Raw genomic sequence first — 16289 nt, 5'->3', positions numbered from 1 at the left:
ATCAGAGAGCGGAGGAATCAAAAAGGCAGAATCTTTTTATCTTTTACTTTTTATCCTCTGTAGTTGGAGCGATTAGTTCAAACAATCTAATCTCTAACTAGTGCGATCGCTCACGGTATTTACCAAAACGGCACGATAAAATTCTAAAACCATAATCGTACTAAAGGTCTAAATGGCAGAAACACTATTTTTCAACGCCTTACGGGAAGCCATTGATGAAGAAATGGCGCGTGACTCCAGTGTCTTTGTTCTCGGTGAAGACGTAGGACACTACGGCGGTTCTTACAAAGTTACCAAAGACCTGTACCAAAAGTATGGCGAACTCCGAATTCTAGACACCCCCATCGCCGAAAATAGCTTTACTGGCATGGCAGTGGGAGCAGCGATGACTGGGTTACGACCCATAATCGAAGGCATGAATATGGGCTTTTTACTCCTAGCCTTCAACCAAATATCCAACAATGCTGGGATGTTGCGCTACACTTCTGGCGGTAACTTTAAAATTCCTATGGTAATTCGCGGCCCTGGTGGTGTAGGACGGCAGCTAGGAGCAGAACATTCTCAACGACTAGAAACCTACTTCCAAGCCGTACCAGGGTTGAAGATAGTCGCCTGCTCCACACCAAGAAACGCCAAAGGATTACTAAAATCTGCTATCCGCGATGATAATCCAGTGTTGTTCTTTGAACACGTTCTGCTTTACAACTTGAAAGAAGACTTGCCAGAAGAAGAATACCTGTTGCCCTTGAATAAAGCAGAAGTTGTGCGTCAAGGAAAAGATGTCACAATTATCACTTATTCTCGAATGCGGCATCATGTGATGCAAGCAGTAAAAACTTTAGAAAAAGAAGGTTATGACCCTGAAGTTATTGATCTAATATCACTCAAGCCGTTAGATTTTGATACAATCGGCGCATCCATACGGAAAACCCATCGAGTGATTGTTGTGGAAGAGTCCATGCGAACCGCGGGTATTGGAGCAGAAGTTATTGCCTCAATCAATGACCGCTTGTTTGATGAATTAGATGCGCCAGTGTTGCGGCTTTCTTCCCAAGACATTCCTACGCCTTACAACGGTAATCTGGAGCGATTGACAATTGTCCAACCAGAGCAAATAGTCGAAGCTGTAGAAAAAATGGTAGCTCAGCGAGTCTAGGTATTGGGGACTCTTAAGAGGGGGAAAGGTTAAAGGGTAAAGGGTAAGGGAATGGTTTTCCCTTTCCCCCTTACCCCTTTCCCTTTTCCCCATGTCCTAACTCATACTCATAACTCGATAAAAGAGCGCTATTATAGCCTTTGTCAGTTGCGAGTTATGGTATGCAAAGACAGCGATCGCTATTAGTCTTGATTTTAGTCTTGGTAATCGCCGCTATTGCGGTGATTGCCACAATTCCCATACCTTTGGGGCTTGACTTGCGAGGAGGTTCACAGCTAACAATTCAGGTGAAACCATCAGCGGAAATTCCCCAAATCACCGAACGAGAATTGGAAGGTGTGAAGAAAGTTATCGAAGGTCGGATTAATGGTCTTGGTGTTTCTGAGCCAGTGATTCAAACAGTTGGCGCAGACAAGATATTAGTGCAGTTACCAGGGGTCAATGATCCAGAGCAAGCCGAACGAGTATTGGGAGGTACGGCACAGTTAGAGTTCCGTACACAAAAGGCTGGAACCGAAACCCAACTGTTTGCTTTCCAGACATCACGAGCCGAATTGAAGGTAAAGCAAGAGGAGTTGCGAAAGAGCAACGACAAAGCAGCTATTGCTAAAAATCAAGAAGATTTACAGAAAAATAATCAAGCGATCGCTGAATTGTTTGAAAGCACCAACCCGCCACTAATTGGCAAATACCTCCAGGATGCCTACGGTGAACCCACTTCTCAAGGCAGCAATTGGAATGTTGCCATTCGCTTCAACCAAAATGGTGGTGAACTGTTTGCCCAATTGACTAAAAGTCTCGCCGGTACTGGGCGGAGCATCGGTGTTTTTCTAGATAATGAACTGATTAGCGCTCCTACCGTTGGCCCAGAATTTGCTGCCACTGGTATCACTGGTGGTTCTGCGGTGATTACAGGCAGGTTTACAGCCCAAGAAGCCAACGACTTAGGCGTGCAGTTACGTGGTGGGGCATTACCCGTACCAGTAGAAATCGCAGAGATCCGCACTGTTGGGGCAACCTTGGGTAAAGACAGTATTATTAGTAGTATCTATGCGGGTATCGGTGGTCTGACTTTAGTATTAATATTTATGGTGGTGTACTATAGACTACCAGGACTGATTGCTGATGTATCACTATTAATCTACTCTCTGCTGACCTGGGCTACCTTTGCTTTATTGGGTGTCACCTTAACCCTACCGGGAATTGCCGGTTTTATCCTCAGTATTGGGATGGCGGTGGATGCAAATGTGCTAATTTTTGAGCGGACGCGGGAGGAATTGCAAGCAGGCAAATCCCTATATCGTTCTATAGAATCTGGCTTTTACCGTGCCTTTTCTAGTATCTTAGACGGCAACGTTACCACAGTCATTGCCTGTGCCGCACTATTCTGGCTAGGGGCTGGTTTGGTGAAAGGCTTTGCTCTAACTTTAGCTCTAGGCGTAGCAGTGAGTATGTTTACAGCAATTACCTGTAGTCGCACCTTCATGTTTTTAGCATATACAATTCCCGCACTGCGGAAACCAGAACTTTTCTGTCCAAACTTGCCAGCAGCATCAAATAAGGCAGAGGTGGCGCGATGAAATTGAGTATTAACAAATCGCGATCGCTTTGGTGGGCTATTTCTTGTGCGATTATGCTTGCTGGTATCATCTCAATGGTGATTTCTTGGCAAAATCCAAGTATTCGCGCCCCCCTACGCCCTAGTTTAGATTTTGTCGGCGGTACACGATTGCAGTTTGAACGGGATTGTACCAAACCTGGTAACTGCGATCAGCCGATTGATATCAATGTCGTCCGGGAAGTAGCTAAAACAGAGGGTCTGGGTGACAGCAGCATCCAAATTGTTGCTGACAGAGAGACAGGCGCAGAAAATGGCATATTAATTCGGACAAAAAACTTGGATCGCGAACAGCGTACCAACTTGCAAAAAGCTTTAAGCGAAAAAGTCGGCTCTTTTGACGAGCAAAAAAACCAACTTGACACAGTTGGCCCGACTCTGGGGGCAGAACTGTTTAGATCTGGAATCATCGCTCTAATAGTTTCTTTCGCAGGCATCATTATTTACTTGAGCTTCCGGTTCCAGCTGGATTATGCTGTGTTTGCGATCGTTGCGCTATTTCATGATGTCGTGATTACGGCAGGAATTTTTTCGATTCTGGGTTTAGTACTGGGTACTGAAGTAGATAGCCTCTTCATCGTTGCTCTGCTAACAATTACAGGTTTCTCAGTTAACGATACTGTGGTGATTTACGATCGCATTCGTGAGACGTTGCAAATAAATCCTAATCGACCAATTGCTGAAATTGTAGATGATGCTGTCAACCAAACCCTAGCAAGGTCTATCAATACGACTTTTACCACAATGCTGTCATTGTTTGCTATCTTTCTGTTTGGCGGCGAAACACTAAAAAACTTTGCCTTAGCTCTAATTATTGGTTTCACTGCGGGAGCTTATTCAAGTATTTTCATCGCCAGTACTCTTCTGACTTTGTGGCGAGAGCGTAGTGGTCAATCTCAGGCGGTAGCTAATACTGAGTCGATTGATACATCTGCGAGTAATTAGTTGTTTGTCATTTGTTATTAGTCATTGGTCATTTGTCAAGGGTTAAGAGTCAGTATTTATTTACCTTGTGCTCCCTTGCTCCTCCACCCCTCTGCTTCTCCACTCTCCATCTCTCCATAGCCTATGGATCAATCCGAACACCCTTCAATAACTGACCCAGCTTTTACTCAACAGGTGCAAAGGTTACATCGGTTGACAGTATATGGCAGGTGGCTATTTGTTAGCTGCTTGTGGCTCACCATTGCACCTATTTGCTTGTGGGATCTACGTACAGAAATTGCTCTCTGGCAACAATACTTTACCTGGGTGGCGGTGCGATATGGACTCTTTTATCATCCACTGTCTACCCTAGGTCTAGGCTTTTGTATTGGGATGACCGTTGCTGTTTTAGTTTGGCAAAGTCGGAATATCTTACTGGGACTACCACAACAAGAAAAGCAACGTTTAGAAAAACAAGTTTTTCAGATACGCCAGCAGGGAGCAACTCATCCTTTATGGAAGTGGGTTTGTCATTAAATATCTGAATAGATAATGAAATTTCAAATAGTTGTTTGTAGATAAATATTCAGCGCTTTATAGCAAAATATGACTTAACAATCACCAAGATATTGCCATTAGGTGCTGTACATGAACTTTCCTCAAATCCAATTTAGCGATCGCAAGTCTGAAATTGATCTTTACCAACTCCAAGAACTATTAAACGTTTCAGCTTTCTGGGCAAAAGGGCGCAGTATCGAGGATTTAGGTATAGTCATTGCCAATAGTGACCCAGTAATTTCTGTCTCGGATGAAAATCGACTCATTGGTTTTGCCAGGGCTACTTCCGATGGCATATATCGCGCCACGATTTGGGATGTTGTCATTTATCCAGAATATCGTGGTAGTGGAATAGGAAGTAATTTAGTACAAACAGTTCTGAGTCATCCCCGTATGAAGTGGGTTGAGCGTGTATACCTGATGACTACTCACCAACAGGAGTTCTACGAAAAAATTGGTTTCCAGCCCAACACCACCACCACGATGGTGTTATGCAGCCAAGCTAACCTTGATACCCTTCCTGCTACAGAACAGCTTCAGAAATCACTAGAGGGATAGATACTTGTAATCTAATAAGCTGCTGACCTGCTTCCTTAGCAATTGCAGAAGGCAAGATTTCTAACTTTCCTCCCATAACTTCCACCAAAGTTTGATTGAGTAATAGCTTCATTCCTGGAGAAAGACTGGTATTATCTTGGTCAGTCTGAGGTAACTTGTCTTCAGACTTAATCAAATCAATTGATTCACTCCAGGGCATAGCATGAGTTGGCACATCTAACCAAATGTGAGCCAAATTACTTGTAGGTATGATGTTACTTGAAATATTAATACTGCCTTCTTCCATCTGAGAAATAGCAGTGTCTACTAAATTTATCAATACTTGGCGGAGCCAACGGTGATCTGCCAAAACATAAATTTCTGGATCTGCGGGCAACATTTGTAAAGAAAAATTACGATTTGCTGCCAGCATATAAGTTAAGTCATAAACCTCCTCCAAAACTTGGGCTAACGATCTGGGTTGAATATCCAATTTATTAGTACCATGTTCAGTTCTAGCAACGCTCAGAATTTCATCCATCAGCTTGAGCAATTTTAGCGTCCGCTCGTGAGCTTGGGCAATGAATTCTCGTTCTTCCGCTGGGTCTTCACACAGATCTGACAAAATTAATTGATGTAAGCCAATTAGACCATTGAGAGGCGATCGCAATTCATGAGTAGTCCGCGCCAAAAAGCCAGCTTTAAACTGGCTCATTTCCCTTGCCATTTGGTACGCCAGCTGCGTTTGCTGAATTTGCTGCTGGATTAATGGCACATGCTGTTGATCTAATGGCGCTACGGGGAATGAGCTAGAGACGTTTGATAATCGTGCAAATAACCAACGAAAACCCAACCCCAGTCCTAGTCCTACTCCTAGGTATATCCAGTTGCTCCAATTCATAATTTGCCAATTTTCAACTTGTTAATTGACCACAACAGCGCAAAATAAAGTTCCGGATTTCCCCGTTGTTAATCAATCCAACAGAGTCTTCTAGGAGTCGGCTAAGTTACTCACGAAATTTAGCTATAAGATGTCAGACCAAAATGAGGAAAACAACATTATAGCTATCTATTGCTAGTTCCCAGTCGCAAAATCTAACTTGATTGCACCTTGGCGCAAAATTTGCCAATCTATCCCTGTCCATTTAGCAACGGTGGAAGGTACACCAATCCCAGGCATTTCGTCTTGGCATTCTGTAGTTGCGACGAGAACTTGGGAGAATGTAGCCTCAATTTCTGCCATCGTCTTTAAAGGCGGCTGACCGGACAAATTAGCGCTAGTGGTTGCAAGAGGGCCTGTTTCCTTCAAAATAGTTTGGGCGATCGCACTTTTTGGTACTCTAATGCCAATTGTCGTTGGGTCAATGAGGTTCATAACTTTTGGCACGCGCTCACTTGCCGATAAGACCAAGGTCAATGCTCCCGGCCAATATTTATCTACTATTTCTTGCCAAATCTTATACTCATCTTCACTCCCTTTGACATAAGGCCACAAATCCTCAGCACTAGCTGCCATCAATATCAAAGGTTTGTCCTGACTACGTTGCTTAGCCGCAAAAATTAATTCTGCCATTTCTGGTATAGCTGCTAGTGCAGGAACGGTATCCGTGGGAAAGCTCACTAAGAGACCAGCACGTGCGCCAGCTATTAGGGTTTCTAGAGAAACTTGGGTCATCTTTACGAATTTAGCAGTCAGGAATCAGAAGTTAACCACTACTTCTCAGCTCATAACTTTACACTTATTGCTTAGCACTAATATAGGCAAGGGCAAAGCGTTCAATTCCAGCTAAATCAGCGTGAATTTGAATATTGCAATAACTACCTTGATTTTGCAGAAGTTCTCGTACTGCATCCGCTTGTCCTGCCATCATCTCAATCAGCCACACACCACCAGGTTGCAAATAAATGGGAGATATTTCTATCAAATGGCGGATGCAATCTAAACCGTCAGCGCCACCATTCAAAGCTAAACGTGGTTCATGGTTGACGACTTCCGGTTGCAAAGTAGGCAAGATACTGGTGGGGATATAAGGCGGGTTTGACACCATACCACTAAACTCACCTTTGAGGAATTCTAGTGGCTCCCACCAGCAACCTTGATAAAATCGAATTCGGTCAGCGAAACCCAAATTATCGGCGTTGGTTTGCGCGATCGCCAAAGCTTCTGGACTGTAATCAACGGCGTGAATTGTTGCTGGTAAGACATCTGCTAGTCCTAGAGCGATCGCGCCACTTCCAGTACCCAAATCTGCCCAGTGTCCTGACATACTGCTAGCAGCCGCTACAGCTAGATCAATTAAGCACTCTGTTTCTGGTCTGGGAATCAAAACTGCATTCGATACCGCGATCTTAAACTGTCGCCAAGGTGTGACTCTCGCAATGTACTGCACTGGTAAGCGGTCATCTAATCGCCTCTGCCAAAGTTGCTCTAACTCTTCTAGAGGCTGCTCCATTTGAATCTGAGGCCAGTTTTTGAAAGACTCCAAACGCAGCGCTAAACTATCTAACCCGGCTATTTCTTGCAGAAGCCAATCCACTTCTGCTGGTGGAACATTAGAGGCGATCGCCGCTTGGATTGCCTCATAACGCCACTGCCAAAGTTGTAAACCAGAAACTACTTTTGGCTGCTTTGCCATCTCTTAACGTTGCGGAGGCTTTGCAGGCTGTGAATTGTTTCGATTGGGAGCAGCAGGGGTATTAGGTGTGTTGTTATTCCTAGGCAGCGTCTTGATATATTCTCTAGATTCTGGAGACGGCACTAGGACAACTTGATTCAACCAAGGATCATTTTTATCTTGTAAAGTTTTAATAACCCCATCTACGTCTATTACTTGAATATCAGCCTTAGGATTCTTTGACTTCACTTGGTTCAATAAACCTTGTGCGTCTTGCTTACTCAAGAATAGAGGAATAAGTTGCTGATTATCAGCTGTCAGTTTAATGGGTACATATCCTTTATCTGGTGCAAATCTGACAGCAAAAACAGGCACACTCTTAAACTGAGTTACCTGTTGCCCACTTTGGCGCAGCAACTCCATTGCTCCCTTAATTTCTTGCTCGACAGGTTTAAAAGCAAACAAAAGACGGTTTGGTTGGTTTTTGGTTTGTTGCAATTGCTGATATATCACTCCCATCGGCACTGGTGTTACTTGTAAGTTTTTCACCATTTCGTCCATTTTGGGGTCTTTGCCTTTTGCATTCTTTAGTTCGTTGATAAAAGTCTGGGCTTCCTGCCGACTCATATAAACGCCTGTCACCGAACCACCACCTTTTTGCCCATTTTGACCTTCAGGCAACGCACGACTTAGTGGTAAACCTTTGTCGTTAGTAATCAAGTAAACAGGTACGGAGTCTAATTTCTCTTTTATTTGTTGTTCTGACAATGCCAGTACTGGCACACTTGCGCCAAGTACTGTTCCCAGTAAAGTACTACCGATTAAACCCCATGTCGCGCCCCAGCGAACCAATGATTTCATAACTACTCCTCGTATCAATAGTTCAATTACGTTAGATAAATGGTTGGATTTGCACAACACTAACTTGTTTTAGTTATATAGCAATCCACTTGAGTTGTAAAAAACTCATGATAGTTGTTGACTGTTAACTGCCAATAGTCAAAAAATTGACTGTACTAAAGTTGTGTTTTCCTTTTTTTTCACCTTGCTATTCACTGCAAAATGCTATGGATGCCTATTATATGTCTTCTCAAGCAGTGAAAAATTTCTGTAATCCTGAATGTGATGAATGCCATTTTATTGCCTTTCTCTAATACATGTGACGCCATTTCTTAATTTATCGTTCCACCTGCCGTTAGTTTAATATGTGCTCGAATTTATACAAAACGCGATTTTAGAAGTAATTTACTCCTTAGCCATCTAACGTACCTGTTAGTCTTTAAGATTCGGCATAATAGTAGCAAAGCAAAATTTGTCTTTTCCGGGAAACTAAGCAATTTAAATGCACATTTTAGCAATAAAACCTCTAGTCAATCTTTAATTAAAACAGAGTAAATTTTGATTTTTTTATTCTATATATTAATAAACCCCAGATTTACTAATGTATCTAGGGTTTATTAACTGAATATCATATAAAATCGGGATGACAGTAAAATCGGGATGACAGGATTTGAACCTGCGGCATCCTGCTCCCAAAGCAGGCGCGCTACCAAGCTGCGCTACATCCCGTCTATATCAATCTACATTATAATGATTTAGTTTTGGCTTGTCACCAAAAAAATCAAGCTTCACCGTAATTATATCAGATGAAGCGGCTTATTGCTTACACTTTTTATTCTTTGTAAAGACGATAGTTAATTTTATCTTTACATTAATAAAAATCTTAAGCTGATTTAAGCTCTACAAGACATAATACCTACTTATGTGTTGATTGAGCTTCTCCGAGCCACACTAAATATAGATTTTTTCTATCATAGCTGATTTTCTTAGCGCAAGCTGTTTCATTTAGTCCGGGCATCAGTGAGGATACCAAAACATACCTTTGATCCCTTCTGGATCAGCCATAAACCCCATCGTTCGGTAAAAATCTACGACATGAGGGTCAGCGAAGAGAGTCACATTGCTAATCTCTTCACTTCTGAGTTTCTTGAGTACGTATTTCATCAGTGCTTTTCCCAGTCCTTGATTTTGAAAGTCTGGGTGAACTACCACATCCCAAATAGTGGCATTAAACGCATGATCCGAGGTAGCACGGGCAAAACCAATGAGCCGCCTTTGGTTTCCTCGCACTTGCCACATCGAGGCTACGAGAAAACTATGCTCAATGGCTTTTTTTACTTTTCTTAGAGGACGACGCGACCAACCAACTGCATCACAAAGTTCTTCTAGTTCATACAGGTCAATGTCTCGCTCCGTGCTGAAGACGATGCGAGTCTCCTTTGGAGAGGCTTCGCCAACGCTATTATGGCTGTTGCCCACAGTTTCCGCTGTATGTTCTTCAAAGGAGGTTGTCCTAGTTGTCGCTACAGACTCAGGAGTACTAAACCAAGTTTTCCAAAAACCCATGCCAACGCGGTTCGGGTAGTATAACTGAATTGGTTTCCACTCTCAAGAGTGTTGATTTCCGCTTAACATAGCTACTGCCATTTTTACCCCTAATACTCAAAGTTTTTCGGTTATTTTCGGGATTTGCAATGGTAACAGCTAGTTTGAGCGTGTTTCACACCAATCATTTTCAACTTTAGCATTTTGTTGTAAAGCCTAGGAGAAATTCACCAAAAGGGAGGATATGAGAGTGAATTGTACATAAGTAGAGGTATTGAGGATTGGAAATTAGGGATTGGACAACCTCAAAGTGAAACGATATTACATAGTCCCCAGTCAATGTTATTTATTGCCCCTTAATTTCCAGAGGGTGCTCCCAGTTTCCTAGTTCCCTAATGACATGAAAGCAAGCGAGTCTTACACCTAACAATGGCTTCTGGTTTAAAATCCTCGACACTGGAACTCCTAAAGCGCTTTAACCGAGCGTTTCCCCAGTTTTATGAGCAATTTGTCAGCAGTGAGATTCAACTACAAAATTTGCGGCTAGCCTACCGTCTCTATAAAACTAGACGCGCTGTTATAGAACTGAAACCGGAAGGTAGCAAGAGTGCCCTGCATTTTGCCTACCGTAACCAGTCTTTTCTCCTCAGCGATATTTTTGGTGTGCTGGCAGCTTATGGGTTGACTATCCACGGCTTAAGTCTATACGGTCAGATCCGACCACCAATGTTAGTTTTTATCAAGCTGCTGGTATCTCGTGGCAGCAAAGCGCTGACCGATAAAACCGCAGAAAATGTCTGCCGCGCCATTCGCGAGGCTCTAGGAGGGCGGTTTGAGGTAGAAGAGATGCTAGCGGTTGAATTCAACCTTGACACTGGCTTAGAGCAGGTACAAACAGAGTTTTACGTCGATCCAGTCTTTCATCTTCCTGCTTTAGTTATTGAAGCCGATAATCAACCAGGATTATTCTATAAAGTAATGTACGCCATCTGGCAGGAAGACCTGCTGGTAGTCAATGCCAATTTGTTGGTTTGGCGCGGACGTACACGTCTAATTCTCTACTTGTTGGGGCCAAATGAAAGCCTAATTCCTGAATATCTGGGTCACAAAATTGCTGAAGGGGTGCGACAGAGGTTGCTAGGTCAATAAACATCTTGCATAAATGCTTAAATTGTCATGTTGAACAGAGCGAAACATCTCGGAGATTCTTCCCTCTACTACGTTCTGGTCAGAATGACACTCATAATTTTCGGACTTTTGCAAGAGCCCCCATGAGCGACGCTCACAAGGAACAATGAAAATGATGTTGTCACGATTCTGCGTTGTTTTAGCCTCTATTTTCAAGGCAGGTCTAATAAACATGCAATTAAAATTCCAAATTTTTAATTTGCTTCTCTAATTCCATATTTAGTCGCACTCGCCCTTAAGGGTACGATAAAAGTATGGCAAACATCGAAATCTTGGGCGTTCCACACGCATACGAGCTTACAGCTCCCACGTCTTCCTGCTTCCATACTTTAGTGTTTATCCACGGTTGGCTCAATAGCCGTGGATACTGGCAACCTGTGATTTCTCGTTTATCAGCCGATTTGCAGTGCCTATCTTATGATTTGCGGGGTTTTGGTGAGTCCCAATCTCACGCAAAAACCGATTTTAGTCAAATACCAACTTCTGTGAGCCTAAACTCTATTTCCAGTAGTGTGGTTGGCTCAACTTTCGATTCTCTTTATACTCCTGCTGCCTATGCTCAGGATTTAACAGTCCTCTTGCAACAGATGAATATTACCAGTGCTTGGCTAATTGGTCACTCTTTAGGAGGCACGATCGCCCTTTGGGGAGCTGCTCAAATGCCTGAGTGTGTTAAGGGAGTTATCTGTATTAATGCAGGTGGTGGTATTTATCTTAAAGAAGCTTTTGAGCAATTTCGCTCGGCAGGTCAGAAATTTTTGCAAGTGCGCCCGCGCTGGTTATCCCAGATGCCTTTGATTGATTTACTATTTACCAGAGCGAGTGTGGCACGTCCCTTAGAGCGCTATTGGGCGCGTCAGAGGGTGATTGATTTCGTTGTGGCTGACCCGGAAGCTGCTCTAGGAACACTGCTAGACTCCACAACTGAAGAAGAAATTAACCGCTTACCCCAACTAGTATCGCAACTTAAGCAACCAGTTTATTTTTTGGCTGGTGCTGAAGACAAAGTTATGGAACCCAAGTATGTGCGCCATCTAGCTAGCTTTCATCGACTGTTCCAATACTGTGGTGATAATGTCATCGAAATTCCTGAGTGCGGACACCTGGCTATGTTAGAACAGCCGGATGCAGTTGTAGAGCACATCCAAGCAATAGTCAAGAGTCATTAGTCAAGAGTCAAGAGCTTTGAACAAATGACAAATGACTATTAAATAATTTGATATAATTTCATTACTTGAGTAAGCGCTAACCTAGACTCAACACCTAGGGTGAGAGGCGATTTATGACCATGAGATATATGGTCAGCAGCCGCACAGCCAATCATGGCAGCATTATCAGTACAGAATTTGAGGGGAGGGAATAGCACACGCAGGTTATGTTCAGCAGATGCGGCTTGTAGGTTCTTTCTCAGACCGCTGTTAGCCGCTACACCGCCACCAACAGAAATTGTGTCTAGACCATAATCAAGAGCACAAGCGATCGCTCTTTTGGTTAGCGATCGCGCTACAGTTTCCTGAAAGCTAGCTGCTACGTCTGCCACTGGCACTTGCTCACTATCTTTCTCTAACTGCTGCACTAAACGCAGTACCGCCGTCTTTAACCCACTAAAACTCGCATCGTAACGATGATACCCCCCGCCAGGTAAGGAAACTTTTCCTTCTGGTAAGGTAAAGGCTTGAGGATTCCCTGCTTGTGCCAACTTGTCAATGACCGGCCCACCGGGATAACCCAGCTTTAACAATCGCGCCACTTTATCAAAGGCTTCACCCGCAGCATCATCACGGGTTTCGCCCAGTGTTTCGTAGTTACCACAATCTCTGACATAAATCAAGCTTGTATGTCCCCCAGAAACTAATAAACTCAAGAAAGGGGGATTTAAACTTGGCTCGCTCAAGTAAGTTGCGTAAATATGACCTTCAAGGTGATGGACGCCCAAAAATGGTTTGTTGTGTACCATCGCCAGGGTTTTGGCAGCAGTTAATCCCACCAGAAGCGCTCCTACGAGTCCAGGGGCACAAGTAGCGGCAATCCCGTCAATTTTCTCCCAGTCTAGTTCTGCTTGCTCGAAAGCTTGAGCGATCGCCTCATTTATCGTTGCCAAGTGCTCGCGAGAAGCTACTTCCGGCACTACCCCACCATACGGCTGATGGACTGGGATTTGTGAGGCTACGATACTACTGCAAACTTGACGATTGTTAACAATTGCGACGGCAGTTTCATCACAACTAGTTTCTATTGCTAAAACGGTTGCCATTAAGATTGCTGAGTTATGAGTCCTGAGTGGTAGAGACAAAATGTTGCTTCTCTACTAACCTACAACAATTCCCTACTCAGCACGAGCTAAACGCCCTGCTACCGCGCTTCAGCATTCGGAACTCGACAAGGAATTGTTTGAGAAGCTTTAACTTTTATTTACTTAAACTTTACTCGGTTCCCACCCAAGAGTATGATGACATGCTAGTTATGCAAATAAAGACTGTACAAGCCGCTTCGTTTTGTACAAAAAACTTTTTGTTTTGTAATAAAAGGAAACAACTCCATGCGACGATTGTTTGCTTTGATTTTAGCGATTTGTCTTTGGTTCAATTTTGCCCCTCCAGCAAAAGCTCTGGGGGCTGACCTTGTACCTTGTAAAGACTCTCCCGCATTTCAACAGCTAGCAGCAAATGCCCGTAATACCACCGCTGACCCTGAATCTGGGAGAAAGCGGTTTGAGCGTTATTCTCAGGCTCTATGTGGCCCTGAAGGTTATCCCCATTTGATTGTTGATGGTCGTCTTGATCGTGCTGGAGATTTTCTAATTCCCAGCATTCTCTTTCTCTATATTGCTGGTTGGATTGGTTGGGTAGGACGTGCCTATCTGCAAGCAGTCAAAAAAGAATCAGATACCGAACAAAAAGAGATCCAAATCGATCTTGGCTTAGCACTACCAATCATGGCTACAGGCTTCGCTTGGCCAGCAGCAGCTATCCAAGAATTGCTCTCTGGGAAACTAACAGCCAAGGATACAGAAATCCCTATTTCTCCCCGTTAATTCAGCTTAACTAATTCACTTGTTTTGGAGACTAAATTCATGGCGGACAAAGGCGATCAATCATCCTATTTGATTAAATTTATTTCCACAGCGCCAGTGGCAGCTACTATATGGCTGACAATCACAGCAGGTATCTTGATTGAATTCAACCGCTTTTTTCCTGACCTACTTTTTCACCCGCTGCCATAAGTGAAAAGTGGGATGAAAAAAAGTTGAATGTGTTGTCTTGTACCTAAAATTGTTTAGTTGGGTAAATTGTCTTATTTAGGTGAAATTATCACTCAAATAAGCAGTGAAAACAGTTTAATGAAACTCGTAATGCTGTTTACAGCTTGCGAGTTTCAGACTTTTGAAAACAGCTAAATTAATTTTTCTAAACTTATGAGTTAAAAAACATCTTTAGCTACAATTATTATTAATATAAAAATGCCACCATTCTAATTTAGAGGCGAACATAAAAAATATGGCGCAAGCAGTAGATGCATCAAAAAATCTCCCCAGCGATCCGAGAAATCGTGAGGTTGTTTTTCCCGCAGGACGTGATCCGCAGCAGGGCAATCTAGAAACCCCAATTAATGCTTCTCCCTTAAGCAAGTGGTTCATTAATAACTTGCCCGCTTACCGCCCAGGTATTACTCCTTCCAGAAGAGGGCTAGAAGTTGGTATGGCTCATGGTTACTTGCTATTTGGCCCTTTTGCTAAATTGGGCCCCCTGCGTGATACAGCTAATGCTAATTTAGCGGGATTACTGGCAAGCATAGGTTTGGTAGTTCTTCTCACTGCCTGTCTATCGTTGTATGCGAGTAGCAATCCTCCTAAAGCACTCGCCAGTGTTACCGTACCAAACCCTCCAGCCGATGCTTTTAACTCCAAGGAAAGCTGGAATAACTTTACCAGTTCTTTCTTAATTGGTGGTATCGGTGGTGCAGTTGTTGCTTACTTTTTGACTAGTAACTTAGGACTAATTCAAGGTTTAGCGGGTTAATTTAGTCATTAATCATTAGTCAGCAGTTAGTAGTTAGTAGTGAATAAATATCGACTAACAAATGACAAATGACAAAGGACACAAAGTTTTTCCTTTGTGTCCTTTTTTAATTATTACTAAAAATGAGCGTGTTGTTAAGGGCGCAAAATTATCCAAACAAAGCCGCTTCAATGTCTTTTAGAGCAGTTTCAAAATCGTCATTAACGATTTGAATATCAAATTCATCTGCGGCTTTAATTTCTTCTTGAGCACAGCGCAGACGCCGGGCGATCGCTTCTTCCGAATCCTGTGCGCGACCACGTATCCGTTTTTCCAATTCATTAAAGGAAGGTGGCAAAATAAAAATGCTGAGGGCACTGGGGAAAGAAGCACGAATTTGTCTTGCTCCTTCTAACTCAATTTCCAGCACTACCAACTTGCCAGAGCGAATTTGGTTAAGCACAGCTTCACGGGGAGTGCCGTAATAGTTTCCAGCAAATTCCGCCCATTCTAGTAATTCGCTTTGAGCAATCAATTGCTCAAACTTACTGCGGCTGATAAAGTGATAATTTTTGCCATCAATTTCCCCTGGACGGGGAGAACGAGTCGTCACGGATATAGAATAATATAGCTCTGGATGACGCTGTAGGAGCGATCGCATTAAAGTGCCTTTTCCAACCCCACTAGGGCCAGTCAAAACAATTAGCCTGCCACTGGGCGGGTATTCTTTGGTAGCACCACTCTCAATAGGTAAAACTTGCATCATCCGTTCAATCTGTGAATTAATCAATAAATATTATTCATTAGCTACTAGTCTTGTGTTCGTTACCAAGACCACTGTTGACTAAGGAATTTGTAGCACGGGTGACAGAAAACTTGTCTAATTCACATGGTACTGCTGATACGGTGCAAATAGAGTGAGGCTACTAAACCATTCTTAATTAATTATCTACAGTCTGATGATCGCGGGAAATTACGAAGCGATTCGCTACCGTTTCCGGCTGAATCGCTGACAGAATTACGTGGCTAGAATCAGTGATAATTACAGCCCTAGTCCGGCGACCGTAAGTTGCGTCAATCAGTTGGCCTCTGTCCCGGGCATCGGTAATGATCCGCTTAATCGGGGCAGACTCCGGACTGACGATCGCAACTACTCGCCTGGCAGACACGATATTGCCAAAACCAATGTTGATTAGCTGAATGTCCATATAAATAACTGACACCAAACGCGGTGTGAGAAGCTTGTAAGAAACTTATTCCCATGTTATCCCCAAAAATGGGAGTTAAAACGCTTAAATTCACGCCAGCCT

The 16289-nt window shown here is 43.2% G+C and carries 18 protein-coding genes and 1 tRNA gene; 10 read left to right on the top strand and 9 right to left on the bottom strand.

The window, feature by feature from the left end; genetic code table 11:
- Positions 1–172 precede the first annotated feature (172 nt).
- From HCR01_RS01720 to HCR01_RS01700, 5 genes are all read left to right on the top strand, one after another.
- Positions 173–1156 carry an alpha-ketoacid dehydrogenase subunit beta gene (locus HCR01_RS01720; protein WP_162395184.1) on the top strand — a complete coding sequence of 328 codons (984 nt, stop codon included), beginning with the start codon at positions 173–175 and terminating at the stop codon, positions 1154–1156.
- A gap of 161 nt (positions 1157–1317) precedes the next feature.
- Positions 1318–2736 carry a protein translocase subunit SecD gene (gene secD / locus HCR01_RS01715; protein ID WP_193194234.1) on the top strand — a complete coding sequence of 473 codons (1419 nt, stop codon included), beginning with the start codon at positions 1318–1320 and terminating at the stop codon, positions 2734–2736.
- Complete coding sequence (gene secF / locus HCR01_RS01710; protein ID WP_193193898.1) at positions 2733–3719, top strand: protein translocase subunit SecF; 987 nt, start codon at positions 2733–2735, stop codon at positions 3717–3719. The genes secD and secF overlap by 4 nt, the downstream gene beginning before the upstream one ends.
- 123 nt (positions 3720–3842) lie before the next feature.
- A complete protein-coding gene (locus HCR01_RS01705; protein ID WP_193193896.1) occupies positions 3843–4235 on the top strand; it encodes a hypothetical protein in 393 nt (130 codons plus the stop codon).
- A 111-nt stretch (positions 4236–4346) separates the two neighbouring features.
- The gene (locus tag HCR01_RS01700; protein WP_193193894.1) at positions 4347–4814 is read left to right on the top strand and encodes a GNAT family N-acetyltransferase; all 468 of its coding nucleotides are present in this window, start codon (positions 4347–4349) and stop codon (positions 4812–4814) included.
- Here HCR01_RS01700 and HCR01_RS01695 read toward each other — a convergent pair.
- The 6 genes from HCR01_RS01695 to HCR01_RS01670 all read right to left on the bottom strand — a co-directional run bounded on the left by HCR01_RS01695 (position 4780) and on the right by HCR01_RS01670 (position 9814).
- Positions 4780–5694 carry a sensor histidine kinase gene (locus HCR01_RS01695; RefSeq protein WP_193193892.1) on the bottom strand — a complete coding sequence of 305 codons (915 nt, stop codon included), beginning with the start codon at positions 5692–5694 and terminating at the stop codon, positions 4780–4782. The two genes, HCR01_RS01700 and HCR01_RS01695, sit on opposite strands and share 35 nt — an antisense overlap.
- Before the next feature lie 174 nt (positions 5695–5868).
- Complete coding sequence (locus HCR01_RS01690; RefSeq protein ID WP_193193890.1) at positions 5869–6468, bottom strand: L-threonylcarbamoyladenylate synthase; 600 nt, start codon at positions 6466–6468, stop codon at positions 5869–5871.
- 64 nt (positions 6469–6532) lie between these two features.
- Complete coding sequence (gene prmC / locus HCR01_RS01685; protein ID WP_193193888.1) at positions 6533–7429, bottom strand: peptide chain release factor N(5)-glutamine methyltransferase; 897 nt, start codon at positions 7427–7429, stop codon at positions 6533–6535.
- 3 nt (positions 7430–7432) lie between these two features.
- Positions 7433–8269, bottom strand: coding sequence for a Tic22 family protein (locus HCR01_RS01680; protein ID WP_193193886.1), 837 nt, complete (start codon positions 8267–8269; stop codon positions 7433–7435).
- A gap of 634 nt (positions 8270–8903) precedes the next feature.
- Positions 8904–8977 (bottom strand) — tRNA-Pro (locus HCR01_RS01675).
- A 288-nt stretch (positions 8978–9265) separates the two neighbouring features.
- On the bottom strand, positions 9266–9814 hold the full coding sequence (locus HCR01_RS01670) for a GNAT family N-acetyltransferase (RefSeq protein ID WP_193193884.1): 549 nt from the start codon (positions 9812–9814) through the stop codon (positions 9266–9268).
- 408 nt (positions 9815–10222) lie between these two features.
- On the opposite strand from HCR01_RS01670, the gene HCR01_RS01665 reads away from it, so the two are divergent.
- Positions 10223–10942, top strand: coding sequence for a hypothetical protein (locus HCR01_RS01665; protein ID WP_162395175.1), 720 nt, complete (start codon positions 10223–10225; stop codon positions 10940–10942).
- Between the two features lie 293 nt (positions 10943–11235).
- Positions 11236–12150 carry an alpha/beta fold hydrolase gene (locus tag HCR01_RS01660; RefSeq protein ID WP_193193882.1) on the top strand — a complete coding sequence of 305 codons (915 nt, stop codon included), beginning with the start codon at positions 11236–11238 and terminating at the stop codon, positions 12148–12150.
- 38 nt (positions 12151–12188) lie between these two features.
- Here HCR01_RS01660 and tsaD read toward each other — a convergent pair whose 3' ends face one another.
- Positions 12189–13235 (bottom strand): tRNA (adenosine(37)-N6)-threonylcarbamoyltransferase complex transferase subunit TsaD, encoded by a 1047-nt coding sequence (gene tsaD, locus HCR01_RS01655; protein ID WP_193193880.1) that lies wholly within the window; start codon positions 13233–13235, stop codon positions 12189–12191.
- A 285-nt stretch (positions 13236–13520) separates the two neighbouring features.
- Between tsaD and HCR01_RS01650 the strand changes: the two genes are divergently transcribed.
- From HCR01_RS01650 to HCR01_RS01640, 3 genes are all read left to right on the top strand, one after another.
- Complete coding sequence (locus HCR01_RS01650) at positions 13521–14015, top strand: Photosystem I reaction center subunit III (protein WP_193193878.1); 495 nt, start codon at positions 13521–13523, stop codon at positions 14013–14015.
- Positions 14016–14054: 39 nt separating this feature from the next.
- Positions 14055–14204 carry a photosystem I reaction center subunit IX gene (psaJ, locus tag HCR01_RS01645; protein WP_012410218.1) on the top strand — a complete coding sequence of 50 codons (150 nt, stop codon included), beginning with the start codon at positions 14055–14057 and terminating at the stop codon, positions 14202–14204.
- A gap of 274 nt (positions 14205–14478) precedes the next feature.
- Entirely contained in the window at positions 14479–15000 is a 522-nt protein-coding gene (locus HCR01_RS01640; RefSeq protein ID WP_193193877.1) for a photosystem I reaction center protein subunit XI, read from the top strand.
- A gap of 148 nt (positions 15001–15148) precedes the next feature.
- Here HCR01_RS01640 and gmk read toward each other — a convergent pair whose 3' ends face one another.
- Together gmk and remA are read right to left on the bottom strand one after the other, a co-directional pair.
- Entirely contained in the window at positions 15149–15745 is a 597-nt protein-coding gene (gene gmk / locus HCR01_RS01635) for a guanylate kinase (protein ID WP_193194232.1), read from the bottom strand.
- 175 nt (positions 15746–15920) lie between these two features.
- Positions 15921–16187, bottom strand: coding sequence for an extracellular matrix/biofilm regulator RemA (gene remA / locus HCR01_RS01630; protein WP_162395170.1), 267 nt, complete (start codon positions 16185–16187; stop codon positions 15921–15923).
- Between the last annotated feature and the right edge of the window lie 102 nt (positions 16188–16289).

The organism is Nostoc sp. MG11 (assembly GCF_014904695.1).
GTDB lineage: Bacteria > Cyanobacteriota > Cyanobacteriia > Cyanobacteriales > Nostocaceae > Komarekiella.
The sequence above is the reverse complement of the archived record's forward strand: the minus strand, read 5'-3'. Positions and strand labels throughout refer to the sequence as shown.